The organism is Rummeliibacillus pycnus, from assembly GCF_044359855.1.
In the GTDB taxonomy this organism is placed as follows: Bacteria; Bacillota; Bacilli; order Bacillales_A; family Planococcaceae; genus Rummeliibacillus; species Rummeliibacillus pycnus_A.
In genome coordinates this window covers 2,856,773-2,880,520 of sequence record NZ_CP132291.1, presented here as the reverse complement: position 1 = coordinate 2,880,520, position 23,748 = coordinate 2,856,773, and the positions used below count along the sequence as shown (strand labels likewise).

Annotated in this window: 21 protein-coding genes, 2 pseudogenes and 1 riboswitch; of the genes and pseudogenes, 11 read left to right on the top strand and 12 right to left on the bottom strand. The window is 34.7% G+C overall.

The features are described 5' to 3' along the window. Positions 1 to 38: 38 nt before the first annotated feature. Both Q8X41_RS14215 and Q8X41_RS14210 read right to left on the bottom strand, forming a co-directional pair. Positions 39 to 503 carry a threonine/serine exporter family protein gene (locus tag Q8X41_RS14215; protein WP_397536923.1) on the bottom strand — a complete coding sequence of 155 codons (465 nt, stop codon included), beginning with the start codon at positions 501 to 503 and terminating at the stop codon, positions 39 to 41. Positions 504 to 513: 10 nt separating this feature from the next. Further along, complete coding sequence (locus tag Q8X41_RS14210) at positions 514 to 1,263, bottom strand: threonine/serine exporter family protein (RefSeq protein WP_397536922.1); 750 nt, start codon at positions 1,261 to 1,263, stop codon at positions 514 to 516. Between the two features lie 139 nt (positions 1,264 to 1,402). Between Q8X41_RS14210 and Q8X41_RS14205 the strand changes: the two genes are divergently transcribed. Beyond that, positions 1,403 to 2,791, top strand: a complete 1,389-nt coding sequence (locus Q8X41_RS14205) for a polysaccharide deacetylase family protein (protein ID WP_397536921.1) — start codon at positions 1,403 to 1,405, stop codon at positions 2,789 to 2,791. 145 nt (positions 2,792 to 2,936) lie between these two features. On the opposite strand, the gene Q8X41_RS14200 is transcribed toward Q8X41_RS14205, so the two are convergent. Together Q8X41_RS14200 and Q8X41_RS14195 are read right to left on the bottom strand one after the other, a co-directional pair. Further along, positions 2,937 to 4,109, bottom strand: coding sequence for a saccharopine dehydrogenase C-terminal domain-containing protein (locus tag Q8X41_RS14200; protein WP_397536920.1), 1,173 nt, complete (start codon positions 4,107 to 4,109; stop codon positions 2,937 to 2,939). Between the two features lie 21 nt (positions 4,110 to 4,130). Next, positions 4,131 to 5,034 (bottom strand): annotated as a pseudogene (locus Q8X41_RS14195) (aldehyde dehydrogenase family protein); the annotation flags it as partial. 291 nt (positions 5,035 to 5,325) lie between these two features. On the opposite strand from Q8X41_RS14195, the gene Q8X41_RS14190 reads away from it, so the two are divergent. Both Q8X41_RS14190 and Q8X41_RS14185 read left to right on the top strand, forming a co-directional pair. Next, positions 5,326 to 6,120 carry a TIGR00266 family protein gene (locus Q8X41_RS14190; RefSeq protein ID WP_397536919.1) on the top strand — a complete coding sequence of 265 codons (795 nt, stop codon included), beginning with the start codon at positions 5,326 to 5,328 and terminating at the stop codon, positions 6,118 to 6,120. Positions 6,121 to 6,459: 339 nt separating this feature from the next. Further along, entirely contained in the window at positions 6,460 to 6,582 is a 123-nt protein-coding gene (locus Q8X41_RS14185) for a hypothetical protein (RefSeq protein ID WP_397536918.1), read from the top strand. Between the two features lie 230 nt (positions 6,583 to 6,812). Here Q8X41_RS14185 and Q8X41_RS14180 read toward each other — a convergent pair whose 3' ends face one another. The 6 genes from Q8X41_RS14180 to Q8X41_RS14155 all read right to left on the bottom strand — a co-directional run bounded on the left by Q8X41_RS14180 (position 6,813) and on the right by Q8X41_RS14155 (position 14,839). Beyond that, complete coding sequence (locus Q8X41_RS14180) at positions 6,813 to 7,853, bottom strand: ribonucleotide-diphosphate reductase subunit beta (RefSeq protein WP_397536917.1); 1,041 nt, start codon at positions 7,851 to 7,853, stop codon at positions 6,813 to 6,815. Positions 7,854 to 7,869: 16 nt separating this feature from the next. After that, complete coding sequence (locus Q8X41_RS14175) at positions 7,870 to 10,092, bottom strand: ribonucleoside-diphosphate reductase subunit alpha (RefSeq protein ID WP_397536916.1); 2,223 nt, start codon at positions 10,090 to 10,092, stop codon at positions 7,870 to 7,872. A 162-nt stretch (positions 10,093 to 10,254) separates the two neighbouring features. Next, positions 10,255 to 10,434: riboswitch (cobalamin riboswitch) on the bottom strand. Between the two features lie 258 nt (positions 10,435 to 10,692). Further along, on the bottom strand, positions 10,693 to 12,012 hold the full coding sequence (locus Q8X41_RS14170) for a PepSY domain-containing protein (protein WP_397536915.1): 1,320 nt from the start codon (positions 12,010 to 12,012) through the stop codon (positions 10,693 to 10,695). A gap of 68 nt (positions 12,013 to 12,080) precedes the next feature. Next, positions 12,081 to 12,695: a PepSY domain-containing protein gene (locus Q8X41_RS14165; protein ID WP_397536914.1), complete on the bottom strand. Its 615-nt coding sequence runs from the start codon at positions 12,693 to 12,695 to the stop codon at positions 12,081 to 12,083. 73 nt (positions 12,696 to 12,768) lie between these two features. Then, positions 12,769 to 14,130 (bottom strand): ATP-binding protein, encoded by a 1,362-nt coding sequence (locus Q8X41_RS14160; protein WP_397536913.1) that lies wholly within the window; start codon positions 14,128 to 14,130, stop codon positions 12,769 to 12,771. Further along, positions 14,120 to 14,839 (bottom strand): response regulator transcription factor, encoded by a 720-nt coding sequence (locus Q8X41_RS14155; protein ID WP_397536912.1) that lies wholly within the window; start codon positions 14,837 to 14,839, stop codon positions 14,120 to 14,122. The genes Q8X41_RS14160 and Q8X41_RS14155 overlap by 11 nt, the downstream gene beginning before the upstream one ends. Before the next feature lie 247 nt (positions 14,840 to 15,086). Here Q8X41_RS14155 and Q8X41_RS14150 point away from each other — a divergent pair, with 247 nt between their 5' ends. Further along, positions 15,087 to 15,455, top strand: coding sequence for an SdpI family protein (locus tag Q8X41_RS14150; RefSeq protein ID WP_397536911.1), 369 nt, complete (start codon positions 15,087 to 15,089; stop codon positions 15,453 to 15,455). 65 nt (positions 15,456 to 15,520) lie between these two features. After that, a pseudogene (locus Q8X41_RS14145) lies at positions 15,521 to 16,380 on the top strand (IS3 family transposase). A gap of 60 nt (positions 16,381 to 16,440) precedes the next feature. Here Q8X41_RS14145 and Q8X41_RS14140 read toward each other — a convergent pair. Continuing rightward, a complete protein-coding gene (locus Q8X41_RS14140) occupies positions 16,441 to 17,268 on the bottom strand; it encodes an undecaprenyl-diphosphate phosphatase (protein WP_397536910.1) in 828 nt (275 codons plus the stop codon). 108 nt (positions 17,269 to 17,376) lie between these two features. Next, complete coding sequence (locus tag Q8X41_RS14135; protein WP_397536909.1) at positions 17,377 to 18,468, bottom strand: metallophosphoesterase; 1,092 nt, start codon at positions 18,466 to 18,468, stop codon at positions 17,377 to 17,379. A 199-nt stretch (positions 18,469 to 18,667) separates the two neighbouring features. Between Q8X41_RS14135 and Q8X41_RS14130 the strand changes: the two genes are divergently transcribed. From Q8X41_RS14130 to Q8X41_RS14105, 6 genes are all read left to right on the top strand, one after another. Next, positions 18,668 to 19,021 carry an ABC transporter permease gene (locus tag Q8X41_RS14130; RefSeq protein ID WP_397536908.1) on the top strand — a complete coding sequence of 118 codons (354 nt, stop codon included), beginning with the start codon at positions 18,668 to 18,670 and terminating at the stop codon, positions 19,019 to 19,021. Between the two features lie 15 nt (positions 19,022 to 19,036). Then, a complete protein-coding gene (locus Q8X41_RS14125; protein WP_397536907.1) occupies positions 19,037 to 19,693 on the top strand; it encodes a PspA/IM30 family protein in 657 nt (218 codons plus the stop codon). A 90-nt stretch (positions 19,694 to 19,783) separates the two neighbouring features. Beyond that, positions 19,784 to 20,479, top strand: coding sequence for a cell wall-active antibiotics response protein LiaF (gene liaF, locus Q8X41_RS14120; RefSeq protein WP_397536906.1), 696 nt, complete (start codon positions 19,784 to 19,786; stop codon positions 20,477 to 20,479). Further along, positions 20,476 to 21,525 (top strand): sensor histidine kinase, encoded by a 1,050-nt coding sequence (locus tag Q8X41_RS14115; RefSeq protein ID WP_397536905.1) that lies wholly within the window; start codon positions 20,476 to 20,478, stop codon positions 21,523 to 21,525. The genes liaF and Q8X41_RS14115 overlap by 4 nt, the downstream gene beginning before the upstream one ends. Continuing rightward, positions 21,503 to 22,138 carry a response regulator gene (locus tag Q8X41_RS14110; RefSeq protein WP_397536904.1) on the top strand — a complete coding sequence of 212 codons (636 nt, stop codon included), beginning with the start codon at positions 21,503 to 21,505 and terminating at the stop codon, positions 22,136 to 22,138. Before Q8X41_RS14115 ends, Q8X41_RS14110 begins: the two co-directional genes overlap by 23 nt. A gap of 167 nt (positions 22,139 to 22,305) precedes the next feature. Beyond that, complete coding sequence (locus Q8X41_RS14105) at positions 22,306 to 23,601, top strand: helix-turn-helix domain-containing protein (protein ID WP_397536903.1); 1,296 nt, start codon at positions 22,306 to 22,308, stop codon at positions 23,599 to 23,601. The last annotated feature ends 147 nt before the right edge of the window (positions 23,602 to 23,748 follow it).

Below are 23,748 nucleotides of genomic sequence, written 5' to 3'. Positions count from 1 at the left end.
TCCAATTTTATATAAATTCAATCGCTTTTATATGAATTTTATGAAGACATCTTTGATAAATTTGCTTTTCTCTTACGAATTTCATTAAAGATCAGTTGCATAAATACCTCAGCAAATACCAGCCCCATTACAATTGCACCCGCAATAATAAATACTCTTGCTCCATATTGAATACTTTTAACGTAATCATTTTCTACAATAGTACGCATTGCATTATAAGCTAGACCTCCAGGAACTAAAGGAATAATGCCAGCAACACTAAACACAATCATTGGTGTCTTAAATTGTCGAGCAAGAACATGGGCCACAATTGAGATCACGAACGCTCCAGCGAATGTAGCAAAAACTGCATCTACACCCTTTTGTATAAAAGCATAATAGATGAGCCAACCAGTCATACCAACTAAGCCACAATGGAATAATAACCTTTTTGGTGCATTAAATATAACGCCAAACCCTGCAGTCCCTATAAAACTAAGAATACCTTGAACAAACCAATCCATAAAATTCCTCCTAAAAAGACAGTGCTAGAGCTATACCAGCACCAATTGCAAAAGCTGTAAGCAGTGCTTCCATTCCTTTTGCAACACCAGATACAAAATGTCCTGCCATTAAATCACGTACAGCATTTGCAATCGGTAGCCCGGGCACTAATGGCATCACCGAACCAATAACAATCTTATCAAGTTGATATCCCCATCCGATTTTATAAAATAAAACCGATAGTAACCCCACAAATAAAGAACCTGTAAATTCAGCAAAAAACTTTACCTTCGTTAACGAATGCATTGCTAAGAAGATTAGATAGCCAACCCCTCCAGTAATTACAGCAAATGGGACATCAATCCATGTGCCTTTAAATAGAATTAAAAAGCAGCCACTCGCAATTGCCGAGGCCACAACCTGAACCCAAATAGGAAAAAACAAATTTGTACGCTCAATCTTTAGTAACTCTTCATAAGCCTCTTCAAGTGTAATGACACCAGCAGTTAACTTTCTAGAAACTGAATTAATAAGTGCAATCTTTTCTAAGTCTGTTGTACGACTCGAAATTTGTGCAATTCTTGTGGGACGTTTATGTCCTGCAGAAAATATAATACCAGTAGGTGTCACAAAGCTTTGGGCATCCGTTAATCCTTGTGAATTTGCCATTCTAAGCATCGTATCCTCTGCACGATACGTTTCCGCTCCACTTTGAATGAGCATACGTCCTGCGAGAAGAAAACAATCGATGGCTAATTCTTCTTGTGTTATTTCAATCATTTTTCCGCTCACCTCATGCGTAGATTTATCTTTTCTTAAAATAATTTAACAAAATGTAATATTTTTAAAACTTTTTACTCTTTTTCCATGTCTAATACGTTAGAATGGAATCATCAAGTATAAAGGAGGCAGTTGGGAAGTGACTACTATTCATCTAAAGAAGAAACCACGTTGGTTTTACCTTCTATTAATAGGTGCCATCCTGACACTAACCGGTTTAACACTTTTTTTAGTTACTACACGAGATGGAACGGCTTCTTCCAACAATTCTGATAATATCGCATTAGCTGCTTCATCAGACATTGTGAAGGAAAAGTCAAAATACGATGGTATATATATTGTGACAGAAAAATCAACCAATAAAAATGCACCTTATACTATCCAATATCCCAAAACAACTAATAAAGTATTCAATCAATCAGTAACAGATACCATACATAAAGTTCGCGATCAATATTTAAAAGATATGGAAGTATTACTTCATAATGATGACACTTTAGTTGGCAGTCTTAACATTACCTATAAAACCGTCGTACATAAAAAAAACTACTACTCATTTGTTTTAACACAAACTATATACACAGGTATAGGCCCTAAACAAAAAAATGTAAAAACTTTTATGTATGATAAGAAAAATAATAAGCAAATTTTACTTCAAGATGTTATTCAATCTCAAAAAAATCTTACTACTTTATCAGAAGCAGTGAAAACACAAATGAGTAATGATCCAGATTTGAAAAAGTTAACAACTACTTCAGCCGTTAAAGAAAATTTAAAACCTATTTGGGTAAACTTTGAAGACTATTCTCTTACCGACAAAACATATACTGTTTACTTCGATGGCAGTAAACTATCCAAAGATAGTAAACAAATAAAGAAGATTAATATTCCTTTATCATCTATTAATAGTATACTGGCAAAGCCGTTTAAAGTAGAAGTGAGAAAGCCAGTTAAGAAAAAAGCCAATAAATTAGTAGCATTAACATTTGATGACGGTCCTAGTGACACTGTAACACCAAAAGTTTTAAAAATCTTGAAAAAGCACAATATTAAAGCAACATTCTTTATGGTTGGCTCTCAAGTTAATGCAAACCCTAAGATGGCAAAGCAAGTTCAAGAAGCAGGTCATGAAATTGGAAATCATACGTATTCACACCCTAATTTAAAGAATCTAACAAATGCACAAATTAAGAGCCAGTTAACAAAAACAAGTGTAGCTATAAAGAAAGCAACTGGCCATAATCCTACTCTCTTTAGACCGCCATATGGGTCTGTTGACAACAGAGTTCGCGTTCAAACGAAATTGCCCGTCATTTTATGGAGTGTAGATACAAGGGATTGGGAACATCATAATTCTCAAAAGTTGTTGGAATATGTTAAAAAGGAAACTTATCCAGGGGCTATTATTTTAATGCACGATATCCATATGCCAACTGCAGATGGGCTCGATGCAGTCATTACTTATCTTGAAAAACAGGGTTATTCATTTGTAACTGTTTCAGAATTAAACGAAACTAAAAAGAAATAATCCAAAAAGGGTATCGAAAAGTTCAACTTGAACATTTAGATGCCCCTTTTTATTGCAATGTAATTTCTTGAATGCTTCATCTATTTAGTAAACTGTAAAGCGACGGGCTAATTGCGATATTACTTATTCTCGGTAATTATCATCCTTACCCCTTAACGATGTTAGTAGAGCGATGCTTTGTCTCTCTAATGGCAACACCACGATGTTGCATTTCACGAATGTATTCCTCTCCTGGTACAATTTTTTCTGGAGGAAATACCCCTCTGTCAGTAATAGTACCATCACCTATTAATTGTGCGACTACTGAAATGGTGTTCGCTGTTGCTAATGCCATGGCCGTTTCGTTATTATCTTGATCTCTGTAGGTAACCATCTCATATTCATAAGTTACTGCTTCTTCATTACTTTCCCCACTTACTACAACGCGTAGTAATACCACATCCTGCTTATCACCAAGCTTAATTTTACTTTGCAATACTTCACGTAATACGTCACGAGCCTTAACCGTTGTTCCGTTAATGGTTACCTCTGTATTCTTACTTGTTAAACCTAAATCAACAAGTAGTTTAAATTTTTCTGCATGTCCAGTATAACGAACGGTTTTATATTCTAATGTTTGAACATTTGAGTAAGTGTGTGCTAGTGTTGATAACCCACCTGAAGTATGGAAGGCTTCTAATCCACTAAAACCTTTGAAGTAAAATGGTTCAATTTCAGATAATGACGGAATTTCACATAACTTCCCATTGCGTACAACATGAGAAACGTCTGTATAATGATCGAAAACACCATCTAATGAAAAAACAACATTATATTCTAAAGGTGGCTCTTTTACGACCGGAATACCACCTACATAGATTTTAATGGATTTTACATGATCTAATTTGGAAGAACCAAAACCTGCTAAGATATTAATCATACCTGGTGCAACGCCTAAATCTGGTATAACTGTAATACCTTTCGCCTTAGCTGCATTGTTTAATTTTAATATTTCATCTGTTACTCCACCTATATGTCCCCCTAAATCAACTGAGTGAACCCCAACTTCAATTGCTGTACGTGCTACTTTTTCATTGAACTTATAAAATAATGCATTGACCACAACATTTGCTTTAGACATCACAACTTTAAGTTGCTGGTCATTTGTTGCATCTAATTGTAGTACCTCAATTTTGTTGGTATGAAGTGTATCTGCAAATTGCTGTGCTTGTGCTACATTTAAGTCTGCCAAGTAAACTTTTTCAACATTGTGGTTTTTCACTAAATCACGAGCAACTTCTTTCCCCATTAAACCAGCACCTAATACTGCAATTTTCATACTGTACTCCCCCTCATGTGATTATTCTGTATCGATTTGTGCACGTTGTAATTTACCACTGTAATCAATGTAAATACTTTTCCATTTTGTATAGACATCCAATACAGCAATTCCAGAATTCCTGTGACCATTACCAGTTCCTTTTGTTCCGCCAAAAGGCAGGTGTATTTCAGCACCAGTTGTACCTGCATCTACATAAACAATCCCCGTATCTAAATCGCGTTGTGCTTGGTAATCTTTATTGATATCCTTTGTAAAAAAGAGCTGGAATGGCCATATCGAACACTATTGTTGACGGTAATCGCTTTCACTAGACTAGTTACCGAAATAAGTGATACGACTTCCTCTTGAGAAATACGCGCATCTGGGGTACATCTGTGAACAACGTTTGTTTGTAAAAATAGCCTTGATCAATTGGAGATTCTTTTAAAAATTCGCCTCCAGTAAGTAGTTTTACTCACTCTTATTGGCCAATTTCTACATAACTATTAATCTTGTATAATGCCGCTTTATTAATGACTGAATTAATTTTTATATTCATCGAGACCGTCCCCAATTGTTAATTGCTCTATTGCTTCTAGAAGGCCTGTTCCAATTCCTCTTTAATATCTTTATGCACAATAACACGACTACATGCTGTACAACGCTGCCCTGCTATACCAACTGCACTCTATAAAACAACTTCTACTGCAAGATCTAAATCTGCATCATCCATAACAATAACAGCATTTTTGCCACCCATCTCAAGAGATACTTTCTTCAAATGATGTCCACCAAGTTCTGCTACTTTTCTGCCAGTTGCCGTTGAACCTGTAAAAAAGATCACTTTGACACCTGGATGCTCGCTCAAAGTTGTACCAACTTCACTTCCTGCACCAAAGACAACATTGGCTATACCTTTTGGCAATCCAACCCCATCAAAAATAGCTCCTGTCCACTCGCTAGATTAAATACACCTCCACCCTTCTCATTCTCTAATGTCTGAAATTGCCCCAAATAATTCTTTAGTTGGGTACTAATGTATACCCTCCTCACTCAATGCATTAAATTGCTCTATTAACTAATAATATTTCTACATGACGCAAAAATATCCTTCATTTATCTAAGGTTATTTTTTACTCATCTCTCATAAATTAATAAAAGTTGAAACTTTTTTATTTTGCTTGTCGTATTTATACTTATACTGAACAGATTATACGATTCGGAGGAAAATAATATGAATAATCATGAGATTGATTACAAATTACATGGTGATGATATGCAATTTGTCGAGGTAGAATTGGATCCAAACGAAACTGTTGTTGCTGAAGCAGGCTCACTGATGATGATGGAAGACGGTATTCATATGGAAACTGTATTTGGGGATGGTTCACAAAGCGGTGGTAGTGGCTTTATGGGTAAATTAATGGGCGCTGGTAAACGTTTAATCACAGGCGAAAGTCTATTTATCACAACATTCACAAATGAAGGTATGGGGAAAAAACATGTTTCTTTCGCAGCACCTTATCCAGGGAAAATTATCCCTATGGATCTAAGTGTATTTGACGGCAAAATTATCTGTCAAAAAGATGCCTTTCTTGCGGCTGCAAAGGGGGTTTCAATCGGTGTCGAATTCCAGAGAAAATTAGGTACTGGTTTCTTCGGTGGTGAAGGTTTCATCATGCAGAAATTAGAAGGCGATGGTATGGCATTCATTCATGCTGGCGGTACAATTGTCCGAAAAGATCTACAACCAGGAGAAAAACTTCGCGTTGATACAGGATGTCTTGTTGCAATGACTGGTTCAGTCGATTACAACATTGAAGCTGTTGGAGGCGTTAAAACAGCATTATTCGGCGGTGAAGGCTTATTCTTCGCAACACTTAGCGGACCAGGTACTGTATGGATTCAATCCCTTCCATTCAGCCGTTTAGCAAGCAGAGTATTCGCAGCAGCCCCAGGAACTATAGGAGGTTCATCAGCAGACGAAAAAGGCATTGGAGGGCTATTTAACATTTTCAGTGATAACTAATTTAAATACGGTCGCCCTTTTTCCCTCGACTGAGGAGGGTTATCTGTATTGTTATTGAAGGAGTTGTCCTAAAAGGATAACTCCTTTTATTAATGGACGAAAATTAAAGTTCAATCCATGAAATAAGATCCCAATCCATAAAAAGCCAAATTGTATCGACCTCAAGGATATTAAGTCTCAATATAAAAGGCATTCCTCCATTCAAACAATACTCCTTTTTTTCAATTCAGACGTTTTTATCCTTACCAAAATTAGTTCAACAGAATTAATCTTTGCTTATATGGGTAATCTGTATGCTAAGAAATCGTTAGAAATAACAGGTTAAAGGGAGGCTTATTCATGGGAGAGAAAAAACAACCAGAAGCAAACTTAAAAGGGACTTTCTTTTTTGTTATGGGCGTTGGGATTTTCATTGTAGCCGCTGGAGCTCTAATTTTAAACTTATACCTTGATCGTTTTTAAGCAGAGTGAAAGAAACTAAATGCATCTACACGAATATGGAAAATATTAGCTTGTATTTAACTAGAATTCTCTTGTTCTATTGCTATTAATCACTGGAATCATGTCATTCCATTACGGAAGCCGCCCACCAAGCGCAATAAAAATGCCGCGTAGATCAAAAATATGATAAACACGGCATTTTCTCTATTGGCTAAGTTTACATCTATTCATTGATACGAAAACGATGTTAATTACAATTCATCAAACCCATTATCTTGAACATTCACTTTTACATATTGACGTGAGCGTTGTTCAAAGAAATCTGTTTTGCCTAGGTCAACATCTTCATAGGCTTTAATCCATTTCATTGGATTTTTGCGGTAGCCTTCAAAAGGTCGTTCATAACCTAGTTGTGTACAACGAACATTTGCGTAAAAGTAAATATAATCCTCTATATCTTCAACATCTAAACCATCTATTTTATCGCCAATTACTTCTCTTCCCCATTCAATTTCAAGTTCTGCTGCTTCACGGAAGATCATTTCTACTTTTTCGGCACGTTCTGGCGTATCGTACTCTGGGTATTCTTCCAACAATTCTTTATATATTTTGACGAACAAATCAACATGCAATTGTTCATCGCGATTAATGTAGTTTATCATTGTGCTTGTTGCAACCATTTTTTGATTGCGTGCTAAGTGATAGAAGAAAGAGAATCCTGAGTAGAAGAATAAGCCTTCTAAAATGACATCATAAACAATTGAATCTAGCATATGTTCAACAGTTGGTTCTTCTGCAAATTGTTTATATCCTTTAATAACAAAATCATTGCGTTTTTCCAGCACAGGTTCGGTACGCCAAAAATCAAATACTTCATCCTGTTCATCTTTTGAAACAAGACTGGATAATATATAAGAATAAGAATGGTTATGAATCACTTCTTGCTGTGCCAAAATAATCATCAATGCATTAATGCTTGAATCTGTTAGATAATCTGCAATACGACCTGCATAATCTGTTTGAACACTATCAAGTAGTGCTAGTAAACCAATAATTTTCTTAAATGCTTGTTTTTCATCTGCTGTTAGCTGTGGAAATTGTTTAATATCATTGCTCATATTAATCTCAAAAGGTGTCCAGAAATTACCTAGCATCTTTTTATATTTGGGATATGCCCAACTAAAACGAACATCATCCCAGTTTAATATATTAGAAGAACGACCATTAACAATCTTAGTCGAACGGTTTGGTGCTTCTTTATCCATTAATATACGTTGTTTTATTTCAGTCATTATTTATCTCCCCTAATTAGCTTGCACATGATTCACATTCTAGTAATTCAACAGATGTAGAACGGACATAATAAGTTGTTTTAATACCGCTGTTCCATGCATTTAGATGAAGTGCTAGTAAATCTTTTGCTTTAATTGTATTTTGCACGTAAAGATTTAATGATATGCCTTGGTCAATATGGCGTGCACGCGCTGCGTTTTGCTTGATTGTCCAGTTTTGGTCGATAAAGTATGCTGATTTGTAATACCATGTCGTTTTTTCGTTTAAATCCGGCACTGTAACTGGAATTTTATAATCCTTTTTCTCTTCAGAATAACTCTTTTGGAAGATTGGATCGATACTTGCTGTACTTCCTGCAATGATTGATGTTGTTGAGTTTGGTGCCACAGCCATTACATAGCCATTGCGCATTCCTTTTTCAGCAACCTCTTGTTGTAGGGCTGCCCATTTTCCGCCATGATAGCCACGGCTTTCGAAATAGCTACCTGTTTGCCAATCAGAGCCTTCAAATAATGGATATACACCTTTTTCTTCTGCTAATTTCATAGAAGATTGAATCGTTAAGTACGCAATTTTCTCATATAATTCATCTGCAAATTTAACTGCTGCTTCCGACTCCCAAGCAATCCCTGAAGTAGCAAGTAGATGATGCCAACCAAATGTACCAAGGCCAATTCCACGATAGCGTGCATTCGTATGAGCCGCTTGTTTTACTGGGATTGCATTTAAATCAATCACATTATCAAGCATACGTACTTGAATTGGAATTAAACGTTCTAATACATTTGCTGGTATTGCTCTGCCCAAGTTAATAGAAGATAGATTACATACAACAAAATCTCCTGGTTTACGGCGAGTGACAATCATATCATTTTCAAGTTCTACTGACTCAAATTCTGTTGGTGACATATTTTGTGCGATTTCTGTACACAAATTAGATGAGTAAATCATGCCTTTATGTTTGTTTGGATTTTTACGGTTAACCTCATCACGATAGAACATAAATGGTACGCCTGTTTCTAACTGACTGCGCATAATTCTTTTCATAATATCAATTGCTGGTACGGCTTCACGTGACAATAAAGTATTTTGCACACATGCTAAGTAGTTTGCACGGAATGAACCTTCGCCGCGTTTTTCATCATAACAATCTTCTAATCCAAATCCCATAATGGAACGTACTTCATAAGGGTCAAACAAATACCAATCATCACGATTTTCTACTGCTTCCATGAAAATATCTGGTAGACATACACCTGTGAAAATATCATGTGCACGCATGCGTTCATCACCATTATTTAATTTCAAATCAAGGAATGAAAAAATATCTTTATGCCAGACATCCAAGTAAACCGCAATCGCTCCTTGACGTTGTCCAAGTTGGTCTACCGATACGGCTGTATTATTTAATTGCTTGATCCATGGAATTACACCGCTAGATGCCCCTTTAAATCCGCGAATAGACGAACCACGGCTACGGACTTTACCCATATATACGCCAATACCACCACCAAATTTAGAAAGTGTCGCAACATCTGTATTGGAATCGTAAATACCTTGCAAACTATCATCTACTGTATCGATAAAGCAGCTCGATAATTGTCCGTGTGTCTTTCCGGCATTTGATAATGTAGGTGTTGCTGTTGTCATATACAGATTACTCATCGCCCAATAAGCTTCTTTTACTTTTTCAATACGATCTTCTTTTTCATTTTGCATTAACGTCATAGCAATGACCATCCAACGTTCCTGTGGTAGTTCGATTGGCGTTTTATCAAAATCACGTGTCACATATCGATCTATTAATGTTTTTAATCCTATATATGTAAAAAGTTCATCCCGTTTTGACTCTATTGTGAAGGCCAATTGTTGTAGTTCATCTTCAGAATAAGCGTCTACCAACACAGGATTATAGAGACCTTTTCCAACTAGTTTATGCACTTGTTCTGGAAACACTTTATAGATATCTTCTACAGTAACTTGTCGTGCAATAGCAGCTTTTTGATAGATTTCCATTAGTAATAGACGTGCAGCAGCAAATGTCCAATAGGGTTCGTCTTCATCTAGAAAGCTTAATGCATCTAATGCTAGTGCTCTTGTCCATTCTTCATCTGCCGCATCAGGATGTTTTTGCACAAAACGTTCGTGCTTACGTCGTAAAGGGCTCACTTCCTCTTTGCCAAATTCAGCCTCTAATCGCTGCAATACTGTTTCTTTTTCATCTATTATTGTTACCATATCGTCGTCTCCTTTTTACACAAAATAAAAGCGACTGTCCGCCTTCATCGGCAGAACAATCGCTCTAGTTGAAATGGAAACAAAATCACAGCAAAAAAATTCCACATGACAGTGAATGAATGCTGCATTTATTTGCCCCCACTTCTCAACCCCCGAAGAAAGTGTGCAAAACGAAAATTTGGCAGGTCTACTGGCTTGTGTTTCATCCATTTTGTCATCCTTCCCAAGCATTGCTCAGTGGCTTTTTGACAAATGTCCACACCTACAGTTGCGGGGACAGCTTCGGCATTAAACCGAATTCCCTATTACACCATTGCTGGTACCAATCATCGTCTTTATACTATATATTGTGTTTTTATAATATATATAATCTAACATATTGTGTTTACCTTTCACAAGCAGAATCGCACAATTAAAGAAAAAGAACTACCAAGTTAACATATATCTTTATATATACTGGATTATTTATTAAATTTTTTATTTTCATATCAAATAAGCTATAGCATGATTAAAAAAGCTGCCCTTCCAAATCAATTTTTGAAGAGGCAGCTCCTATAGAAAGGATTATCTAAATATAAATTTTTTCCATTAATTTAATCTCTAATCTTCGTAATCTTTATTAACACTTAGAACATCTCCTGTTTTTGCATCGATTTCAATTTTGTATTGATACGTACCATCTTTAACTTCTACATCATATACGCCATTTACTAAATCGATTTTCGTAACGGTTCCTTTTGCTTTTGTTAAAGCGATTTGAGATGCTTGTTGTGATGTAATGATAGTTGAATCATTATTAGCTGAAGTACCTTCTACTGACTTTTGATCTTGTTTGATAATTTCCCCTGTTTGAGCATTAATGTCAAAATCATATTCATATCCATTAGCCATAATTGAGATTTCATATACTCCATTATTTTGATCATAGCTTGTTGAAGTTACAGTTCCAGGTACTTTTGATAAAGCAATTTGTTTTGCTTTATCGATACCAATCACCGTTGTTCCATTGTTATTCAAAGATTGCGAAGAATCTCCTTTTTCTCGTTTAACAATGACACCAGTTATCGCATTGATCTCAACTTGATAAACAAAATCTCCATTTTGTACTTTTACTTCATAAACACCATTGTTATTGTCTAAGATAGCTCCTGTTACTGTTCCACCTATAGCATTTAAAGCGATTTGTTTCGCTTTTTCAATACCGATTACATTATTCGAAACTGTATTCGTTCCATTATTGTTTCCTCTTTTGATAATTTCTCCTGTGTAGGCATCAATATCAAATCGATATGTTCTTGAGTTTTTAGAAATATGAACGACATATGTTCCGTTATCTCGATTGTATTTTACCTTTTTAACAACACCATTCATATAATTTAGGGCAATCTGTTTTGCTTTATTTAAACTGATTACTTGACGGCTCTTAGATCCTGAAATTTTCACTTTATCTTTTTTTACGATTTTACCGGTAAATGCATTAATATCGATCTTATACTCGTATTTACCTTTGAGAATTACAATTTTATATACGCAACCTTGTAAATCTAATTCGGCTTTTTGAATTTTACCATTTATCAATTTTAACGAGATTTTCTTTGCTTTTGCAATACCAATCATTTTATTACCTATGGAATCATCTGAAGAATATTTCGTTGACTTTTCTAGTAGTTCGCCTGTTTTAGCGTCCAACTTCAAGTCATACCTCGCTTGTTTACTTTTCACATCTACTTCATATATAGGACCGTTTTTTTCATCTAGTTCAACTTTATATACCTGCCCTTTTACATAATTCAATGCTCTTTTCGAGATTTCATTAGGAGATAAAATATTTCCTTTTCCATTATTTTGGGCAGCAACTGCCACAACTCCTGAAACACCAAGACATCCTGTAATGGCTAATGCAATCAAAGCCTTTTTCATTGTTTCGCCTCCTTTTTTTCAATAATGTACCTTATAAAAATGAAAATACTAAAAGAAAAACATTACATTTAATGAGATAGCAAAGGGTTTGTAATGGACATTATTTTTCCTGATACGGCGTGAATTTGGAATGTTTCTACTTGATTGTTTTTTGCAATTTCCACCAAATAATATCCTCCATTACTAGTTTCAAAATAAGTCGTATTTTGAATCGTACCATTCAATTTTTTCTTAGCAATTTTTCCAGCTTCTTTTTTACTAATTACTGTATGATCTGCTTTTGCATCTACATGAGTTTCAGAAAGAATATCTCCAGTAGTTGCATCAACAATGATATTCAATTTTTTATTTTGCTCCGTAACTTGTATTTGATAGACCGGTGTATCTTGTTCTGTATTTAAAAGTACACGTGAAATTTCCCCCTGATAATTTCTCTTAATAATCGTTTGCAATTCTTTCTTTGAAAGTAGATTTCCTTTTTCTATTCCTGCCAAATCAATTCTTTTCATTTGCGAAATTTCACCGTCTTTTGCCTCTACTACAATATGATAAACTGCACCATTCTTTGAAAGCTCCATGTCATACTGACTGCCATTATTTTTGAAGGTTGTAATTTCTCCTCCATACATTGTTTCGATATTTCCATACACTTCTACAGTTGTTTTGTAATTTGCATTTGACATATGATTCCACATAAAAAACACAATGAAAACAGCGATAGATATCAATATTATGAATGTTAGAAGAGTTCTATTTTTAAGTTTCCCCATGTTGTTGTTCCTCTTCTAACTTATTAAATGTCAATATCATCGTTGTACCGACTCCAACTGTACTTTCTACAGATAAATCGATATTCAATTGTGCTGCAATCTCTGTAGCAATTGCGAGACCAAGTCCTGTACCTCCTGTTTTGCGATTTCGATCTTGACTCACTCTATAAAAGCGCTCAAAAAGGTGAGGAATATGCTCTGCTGCAATTCCTTCTCCACTATCTTGTATTTTTATGACAAGCGGATTTCCAGATAAATACACATGGATATCTTCATCACTATAACGCCGAGCGTTTTCTAGAAAAATAAAGAGCAACTGCTTTATCTTTTGTTCATCTGTAGTAAGGAATATAGGGACATTTCCATGTAAGAAAAAACTTCTATTATACGCTTGATGCATTTGATTTAAAGTTTTGTCTAATAAATTATGGATATCTACTCTATCATTTTGCACGGGTATGCGTTCTTTATTTTTGGCTAACTCTAGCATCTGTTGAATCATTTCAGACATTCGAATGGATTCACTTAAAATAGCTTCTACAGATTCTTCAGCTACTTCCTGATTATTAAAACCTCGACGTTTTAATAATCTTGCATAACTTTCAATGACCGTTAATGGCGTTTTTAACTCATGCGAAGCATTCGATACAAATTGCTCTTGCTTACGATAATTTTGTTCAAGCTGTGACATCATATCGTTGAAGGTTTGACTCATTTCCCCTAATTCATCCTTCCCTTGCTTACTTACATCAATTTTTTCAAAGGTTCCTGATTTGCTGCTTCGTTGCATCGTTGCTGTGAGACGTTGAATTGGTCTAAGAACGATTTCAGCAAGTGTCATACTAGACAACAATACAAGAATAGCTGCTAGTACGGTCATTCCACTTAATACAAGTTTTAATAATGATAAGGTACCGGCAACACTTTTCATGGATTGCATCATTTGCACATATGCAACTGAGCCATCTTTCCAAATAACAGGTATCTGAAAAGATAATATCGTCATACCTTTGTATGTTTCTACTTGATACCGCTTATCTTGTATCTTTGGTTTATAGTTTTCAATACCTTCCATCGACTGTACAGCTACTAGCGGTTTTCCATTATGATTAACAATCCGAATCGCACCACTGGAAGGAATATATGCTCGTAAAATAGTGGCAGGATCATTAATGGTACTCGTTTGGCTAATAGATGTTACAAGTTCTTGCGATTCATCTAATAGTTTTTGATATTCTGTATCATAGGCCATCTTTTCATATAAAAAATAGATGCCAATTGTCGTCAATGCCAAAATAAGGAGCATCAGTATTGTTGAGAAGATGTGAATTTTCGTTTTAAGTTTCATGTGTTTGTTCCTTTAATACATAGCCTACCCCTCGCACTGTTTGGATTAGCGGGTTATTACTTCCTTTATCTATTTTCTTGCGGACATATCGAATATAAACATCGACAACATTGGTATCTCCGTAATAATCATATCCCCACACTCTATCTAAAATCTGTTCACGTGTTAACACTTGTTTAGGATGCTTCAGTAAATATAACAAAAGCTCAAATTCACGTGGTGTTAGATCAATTGATAAACCATCTTTCATAACTTCACGTGTTTTTTCATGCATCGAGAGTCCAGCATATTTATGGAAAAATGGATTTTTTTCTTCGTCGTTTGTAACTTTTTCTTGATTTTTCTTATGTAATCTTAATGCTACACGGATTCGAGCAAGCAATTCTTCAATTTCAAAAGGTTTTGTAATATAATCATTTGCTCCAAGATCTAGCCCTGACACTTTATCCTCTAGTTCATCCTTTGCCGTTAACATGAGCACAGGCGTTGAAAATTCTGTAGCTCGAATTCTTTTTAACACTTCTATTCCACTCATAACAGGCATCATGACATCTAATAAGATCAAATCCCACTGTTGTTCGCGATATAATATAAGTCCATCTGATCCTGTATAAGCAATCCCAGTTTCGTAACCTTCAAACTCAAGTTCTAACTGCAATACGCGTGCAATCTTTTCTTCATCTTCAATAATTAAAATTCGCTCTGCCAAATCTTAATCACCCGCCCCTTTAACTTTTATCTAATATCTAACAGGCAATAATCTCCCATTTTTAATCTTTTTCCTTTATCGTACCATGTCTTTATGAGAATATGCTGAGAGGAAATAGTTGGAATCTCTTTAACGACCAGAACTTATTTAATCATGCAAAGATGAGAGAAAACATAAACGTTAAGTTACATTCCATTAATTTCATAAATATGGTATAATATAGAAAAGTTCGTTTTAGGAGGCGAATATGATATTTATTAATGTTGTAGTGAGTGTTCTTATTGGGACAGTTTTTATTCTTTGTGGACTTTTATTGTTTTATAAACCACCAAAGGATATTAATGCACTATTTGGCTATCGAACTAAACGATCTATGAAAAGCATATTTCTATGGACAGAAGGCAATAAATACAGCGCCAAATTACTAATTCGATATGGCATATCAATCATGTTCTTGGGTATTATTATAAGCTTTGTTATTACAAGGGGTGAGTATGCCCTCCTTATAATTATTGGCCTAATGATACTAGCATCAATCTTTTTGATATTAACTGTGGAAAAGAGACTAAAAAAATTGGATAATCTGAACCCCTTAAGTTGGACAAATAAAATCTAACTTAAAGGGTTTTTGTATTGGTTAAATTTTCAAGTGAGCTTAGAAAACGAGTTGTTCAAGAATAGTTGCCTGGAGTGAGTTCTACTACTTTATGTAAGCAATATAAAGTTACTTCTAAACCAACTGTTCTTGATTGGGTTCATAGATATCAAAAATTTGGTGTGGATGCTTTTCAGATAAGAAGTCCAAAGTTTATGTACGATGGAAGTTCTAAAGTGAAAGTATTAGAATGGAGGCATAAGAATAGAGCTTCTCTAACCGAAACGGCGCTACATTTTGATATTTCTAATACTGGTACAATTTCTGACTGGCAAAAAAAGTTCGATGAAGGTGGCATAGAGGCTCTGTATAAACGGAGAGGGCGACCAAAACAGATGCTCCAAAATCCAAAGGAAAACAAACACACGAAGACGATAGAATTAAGTGAATTAGAACGGCTAAAAGAAGAAAATAAACTCTTAAAGATTGAGAATGAATACTTAAAAAAACTCGATGCCGTAATTCAAGTTTATATTCAGGAGAAGTTCTCTCTTTCAATATAGATTTACATCCCACAGTTGCATTCGCGATAAAGCCATTAAAAGAAGCATTAAACAAACTTCCTAAACGGTCTTATCGGACAACTATGCATACTGATCAAGGATTCCAGTATCAACATCCACAATGGGTTCGAGAATTAAAAGCACAAAATGTTTTTCAAAGTATGTCGCGCAAGGCAACCTGTTTAGATAACGCAGCAATGGAAAGCTTCTTCCATATCTTAAAATGCGAAACAGTTTACACTCATCATTACGAAACATATGATGAAGTTAAAATAGCAGTTACAGAGTGGATTCATTATTACAACAATCAAAGAATAAAAGAAAAACTCGGTGGCAAGAGCCCTGTTCAATACAGGATTCTCACCACCGAGAAAGTCGCCTAATATTCAATTGAATATAATGTCCAACTTTTTGGGGTAACATCATTTAAGGCATCTTTTATATTACATAAATACGATAATAGCAAGTACGATTGCTAATACTATACGATAAATAGCAAATGGAACTAACTTTACTCTTGAAACTAATTTTAAGAAGAACTTAATTGAAATAAGTGCAAACACAAATGCGCTGATAAAGCCAGCTACATAGAAGCCCATATCACCGAAGTTGATTTCGTTCCAGTGTTTAAGAAGTGATAATCCACTAGCACCTGCCATAATTGGAACAGCCATGATAAATGTGAAATCAGATGCTGTACGGTGGTCTAAACCAAGTAATACCCCTCCTGAAATTGTAGCACCTGAACGCGAAAAACCTGGCCATAGTGATAAGCATTGGATTATACCAATTTTAAAGGCTTGTGCATATGATAAATCATCTAATGATGTAACTTTCGGTCTCTGTGGTCCGAATTTATCTGCAATAATCATAAATATTGCACCAAAGAAAAGACTAAAGATAACTGGTTTAATACCAAATAAATGACTATCGATAAAATTCTCTAATAATACCCCTAATACCCCTGCTGGAATCACGCCTATAATAACATGTAATAAATTAAATCGATGATGTGGTCTTTGCCCTTCTATTTTATATAAACCAACAAGGCTTAGCATTCGTTTCCACATGACCACAACAACAGCCAAGATAGAACCTAACTGAATAACAATTTTAAATGTGTTCGCAGAAGATTCTCCTAAAAAATCTTGTGTTTTCAGCCACATGTCATCGACTATAATCATATGACCCGTAGATGAAACCGGAGCAAACTCTGTCATACCCTCTACAAATCCCAAAATAATGGATTTTAACAACTCTAAAAAGTCCATAGTATCTCCTTATTCTTTTTTATTTACGAATGATGTTTACTACCATTCATTTCTAGTAAAACTATCATAACATACAAGAAGAAGAAGCAAGTTTAAAGTTTTATTAAATTAATCCGTAAGTTCAACATCAACTACCCACATTTCACTTCGACTATTTGTGCGAATTGGTGGTCCCCAAAAACCAAAGCCTGACGAAACAAGTATATGTGTCGTCTTTTTCAATAGATAACCATAGTCTAATTCAAAAACTCTTTTCGTAATCCATTGATTTGGCCACATTTGACCTAAATGGGTATGCCCAGAGAGATGTACATCAACACCTAGTTCAACTGGCGTTTGTAAGTCTGACGGGGTATGGTCCATAACAATCCATGGTAATTGAGGATTAACCATAGTAGATAATTGTTGTAGAGATTTGCGACTTTTATTTGTTTTATCTTCTCTTCCCGTTACATAAAACAAATCCTCTACACAAATTGTTTCGTCTCGCAAAATCGTTACCCCAGATTTTTTCATCTCATCTACAAAAATAGGAATTTGCCCTCCATAGTATTCATGGTTTCCTAGTACGCCATAAACACCATATGTAGAAGTCAATTTCTTCACAACTTCATCCATGTCATACACTTTATACCAATACGGATGATCGTCCACAATATCACCTACCAGAAATACAAAATCTGGTTTTGCAGCATTTGAACGTGTTACGAATTTTTCCAGAAGCTTTTTATTGGACAATATACCAAGATGAAAATCAGAAGCAATGACCATTCGAAAGTTTCGGCTCTTTTGCTTTTGCTTTTTTACTTGTATTGTTTTCGTATGAACAATTGGCGAATAGGCCATATATGAACCAAATCCAACAATTACCATAAAGAGGAACAAAATAATATATCCTACCCATAACATATGTAATGAAGGAACAAGCCATAACAACAAGTTTGCGATTGGGAATAATAGTAGACCGTACTCCATTAGAATCATCCAATAGCAACTGACAACTTTCGTTATTCGAAAACGTTCATTGAAATTACTAATAACAATGCTATAAGCAAAGTACAACCATATAATTGAAAAAACAATTGGCATCTTCACATGAAAAGCTACTTCTAACCAATGGTAAATATTCCACCCAAGATAATAGACAATGGCATTATATAAAACAAAATACAATAATCCTACTATTACTTTTTTACTCATTATTGTCGTTCCCCTTTTTGAATTCTATATTCAAACTTTCCGTGTAAACATTTTACATATAATACACCATTTAATCCAATTAACATCTAGTCTTAGCTTGTCTCAGCCTCTAGCCCTAGACGAAAATCCACTTCCAGCCCGTTTGGACAAACCTAATTTCTGCGTATCATAAAGGTACAAACGAAAGGAGGAAATACCAATGAAGAAATTTGGCTTATTCATCATCGGTGTCATCGCTGGTATTACAATTTTATGTTCTTTAGGAGCTTTATCAGGTCTTGCTATTTCAGCAGCTATTTTATTTGCAGGAATCCACTTTTATCTAAAAAGTAATTCTACTTTTTCAAAAATTATTTGGGTACTTGTTGCCATTGCAGGATTATTATCAACTACAGCAAATATCCCAGGCTTTATTGGCTTAGCTGCAATCGCAATTTTATGGTATATCTTCCGCAAATGGAATGGTTCAGAAAAAAGTAATTCTTTCTTCGCTCCAAAAAAGGACGACCCATTCACAAATTTTGAAAATCAATGGAATGAACTAACAAAATAACAGGGGGTACTAATCATGGTCAATTTATTTCAACGATTAAAATACACAATTGAAGCGGATCTTCATCATCTATTCGATAAGAAAGAAGAAAAAAATCCAATCTCGATGTTAAATCAATACATTCGCGAAGCAGAAAAACAAACAGAAGAAACAGGCAAATGGTTAGAAAGACAAGGAACACTTAAACAAAAGCTTGAGAAAGAACTTGAAGAAACTATGGAAATGCAAAACAAACGTTCAAAACAATTAGATCTTGCAAAATTAAGCGGTGAACAAGATTTAATCGATTTTGCAGAACATGAAATCCTAACATATGAACAACGTAGCATTGTTTTAAAAAATAGTATCGACAAGACTACTGAAGAACTATTTGGACTTGAACGTAAATACGAAGAAATGAAACACAAGATAAAAGATATGAAAGTTCGTCAATTGCAACTTATGGGAAAAGAGAATGTTGTCCGCGCACATAACCAAATGGATCACGTACTTCATCCAGAATCTACAGGTACTATTATCGACAGACTAGATACATTTGAAACAATGGAAAATTATATCGAACGTCTAGGACAAAAAATTGACCATCAACATGAAGTAACTTCTATGGAAGAAAGATTAGCACTACTTGAAAAACGAGCAACGAAAAAAGAGACTCCAGAATTACTGCAATAACTAGACTTCCACAGGATGTTCGTTATACTAAAAAAGAGGAGGTATCCCTTCTCTTTTTTTGCTTTTATGTTTTATAGAGGGAGGCCACCAATGACTCATTTTTCTACAAACAAATTGACGATGCTTGCGATTACTACTTTCTTGCTTATTTTTATAGAAGAAACATTTTTTGAAAATGGGAGTATCATGTTTGCGATTCTCGGTGCTTTTTTCATTTATATTAGCATGCGTAAAAGACGAAGATGGCTTTTTTGGGGCGGTGTTTTTTGTATAATAATTGCACTAATGTCCATGTGGAGTTTACGAATCATCGTAGTAGCTACTTTAATTTATGTGTTATGGCAAATGAAGAAAGGCGATCCGATTCAAATTTCATTTGCAAAACAAGTATCCAAGCAAGCAATTGATCAACCTATTAAAAATAAATTTTTCTCATTTCAAAGCACACCATTGCAATCTTATGAATGGCAAGATGTACATATTCAAAGCTTTGTCGGTGACTTGTATATTGATACAACACAAACTGTATTACCAAAGGGCACTTCACTTATCGCTATCCGCCAAGGATTTGGAAAAGTTCGGATTATCGTTCCTTATGAAGTACCTGTACGTCTTCATTACAATACATTTGTTGGTGATGCAACATGCTTTGGTACTAGCTACCCGCGTGTTTGGCATGATACCATTACACTCCGTGATGGCTATGAACATATTGAAGAAGCAAGTACCGAACTAATTATTACCGTATCAACATTTTTCGGAGATGTTGAGGTGATTCGCCAATGACAAAATTTTTGACGCGAATGATTAGCTTATTCTTCTTCGAAATTGCCATTTTAGTGACGATTTTCTTTATTCTTTTCGGCCCAAAGTTAGGTAATTGGGAATTTCTATGGACGACACATTATTGGGATTTACCTATCATTATTTTATTTATTGCATTACTTTTTATTTTCAGCATTTGTATTGCGTCTTGGAGCATGCTATTGGCACATCAGAAGGATCAACAATTCGAGCAAGCTTTGCAAAATGTAATAAAAAGTGACAATATTCCACATGAAACATTTGGTGTAAATACTAGTTTACAAAAATCATTAAATGACACAAAAGAATTAATCAGTACTCAACGCAAAAGTCTGCAAAAACTAACGAATGATAAAGCGGTCAATCAAGACCAAATCATTCAAGAACGTATAATTCAGGAAAGGCAACGTCTAGCAAGAGAACTTCATGATTCTGTCTCACAACAACTATTCGCTGCTTCTATGTTGCTTTCAACAGTTAACGAAACAGCAGCTGAGGATTTACCTAATCATACGAAGAATACGCTCCTACAAACGGAACAAATTGTTCAACAAGCACAGCTGGAGATGCGAGCCCTTTTACTTCACCTTCGCCCCGTCGCATTAAAAAATAAATCATTGACTCAAGGTTTGGAAGATCTATTAGTTGAATTACAGCAAAAGGTATCCTTTAAAATTAAGTACCGCTTAGAAGATGTACACCTGTCAAAAGGTGCTGAGGATCATTTATTCCGAATCGCTCAAGAAACCTTATCCAATACATTAAGACACGCAAAAGCAACTGAACTAGAATTACTACTAGTTGAACGAAATAAACGCGTCATTTTCCGGGTACATGATAATGGTGTTGGATTTAAAACAGTTGATGAAAAAGCAGGTTCCTATGGTTTACACAATATAGAAGAACGTGCAGTCGAAATAGGCGGAACATGTAAAATCGTATCTGTCCCATCACAAGGCACAGTCGTTGAAATACAAATTCCAGTAGAAAAGGAGATGTTAAAGAATGATTCGGATTCTATTAGCTGATGATCATGAAATGGTACGTATTGGCGTTTCGGCCTACTTACAGGCACAATCTGACATGGAGGTTGTTGCAGAAGCTGCAAATGGCAGGGAAGCTGTCGACCTAGCACTAGAACATCGCCCTGATATCATTTTAATGGATATGGTTATGCCAATTATGACCGGAGCTGAAGCAACAGAAGCAATTATCAAACAATGGTCAGAAGCTAAAATAATGATTGTTACAAGTTTTTTAGACGATGACAAAGTTTATCCCGCTTTAGAAGCTGGAGCAATCAGCTATCTACTAAAAACAACGAATGCCAAGCAAATTGCTGAAGCCATTCGTAGTACCTGTGATGGTCAACCTATTTTAGAACCAGAGGTAACAAATAAAATGATGCAACGAATGCGACACAAGGATAGACCACTTCATGAAGATTTAACAGAACGTGAACATGAAGTCCTTTTACTAATGGCTCAAGGAAAAACCAATCAAGACATTGCGGACGAACTATTTATCGCTTTAAAAACTGTCAAAACACATGTAAGTAATATTCTCTCCAAACTAGAAGTACAAGATCGTACACAAGCAGTTGTTTATGCATTTAACCATCAACTCGTTCCAATTAAATAGTTTGAAGCCACTCAAAATGAGTGGTTTTTTCCAAATTATTTCCTTTTTATAATAAAAATTTCGCAAATTTGTAAATAGTTTGAGGAAAATGCACCTTTCTACCGATTCAAATTCCTTTAAAATCATGTAATAATTCTAAAAATAGTACAAAAGTTGAAAGGATTATTATGCAAAATATTGGGAATATTATAAAATCCGAACGCATTAAACAACATATAACTCAAAAAGCATTAGCCCAAGATATTTGTTCTACTTCTTATTTAAGTAAAATTGAAAGTGGCAAGCAAATTCCACTAGATGAAGTAAAAAATGCACTTCTTAAACGATTACGTATTAATTTAGACTATTACATAGACGTAGATGAAGAACAGTTTATGGAAGATAGCTATAAAGTCATTAAAAAAGTTCTTTTAAAAAATGATCCATCCCTAACGAAAGAAACAATAGAATATTATAAATCGATGAATCTAGAGTTTAGTAATGTAGAAAATTTCTATACATTTAACATACGACTACTCCGGTTGTTCCTAATGACGGATGAACCTTTGGATAAAATCACTACCCTTCTAAATGCGTTGACTACTATGGAAGAAAATTTAAATGATCACCAAAAATTCTTCTATTACACTAACTGTTATTTGTATTGTTTGCGTTCTAACAAATACAAAACAGGATTATCTTTTCTCGAAAAAGCTGGGATATTAATGCCAAATATTCAGCTTACTAAATGGGAAAGAGCAGAGTATTACTTCATGTTAAGCTCGGTATATCATAAACTATACCGAACATTAAATGCGATTGAGTATGCACAACAAGCAATGAAACTCTATACAGAATTAAATTATCATCAACAAATGGTCAACTGTTATATAAGATTAGGTCTATCTCATATACAAAATGGTCATTATAATTGTGCACTCGAAATCTTCGACAATTGCTATAATGTGTGCAATAAATACAATTTAGAAGAAAATTACGGTATTATATTCCAAAATTTGGGATATATTTATGCTTTAGAAGGAGATTCCAGAGGAGCTATTTCTTATTACAGAAAAAGTTTAGCTGTCAAAAAGGAGCCTATACGTATTCTTATAACAATCCATTCTATGGTCAAAGAATATTCAAAGTTAAATAATGCGACAAGCGTAGAGACATGGTGCAAAAAAGGATTACAGCTGATAGATGATCACCCTATTGAAGAAACAGCAAAAGAATTTGTTTATCATTTTAATATTTATAAAATAATTCATCACCTAAGTGATTTTGATGAGGGTTTTATTGCAAGTGCTATCAATTTTTTTCAACAAACACAAGATTACAAAAATGTTTATAAATATACTACTTTACTTGGCAATTTATTATGTGAACAAAATGAATATAAAAAAGCATCACACTATTTCCAAAGAGCAACCGAGGCAATGTATGCCATGCATAATATTAAAGTCTGGGAAGACTTATCTTAATATACTGACAAAAAAAGGACATATTACAAAAAAGAATTCGCTTGCTTTCCCGTAGGAATGTCGCGAATTCTTTTTGATTAAATATCTTATTCAGATTATCAATTTCAGTCCATTTTTATAGGTTTAATCCTTTTAGGATAGCTCCTA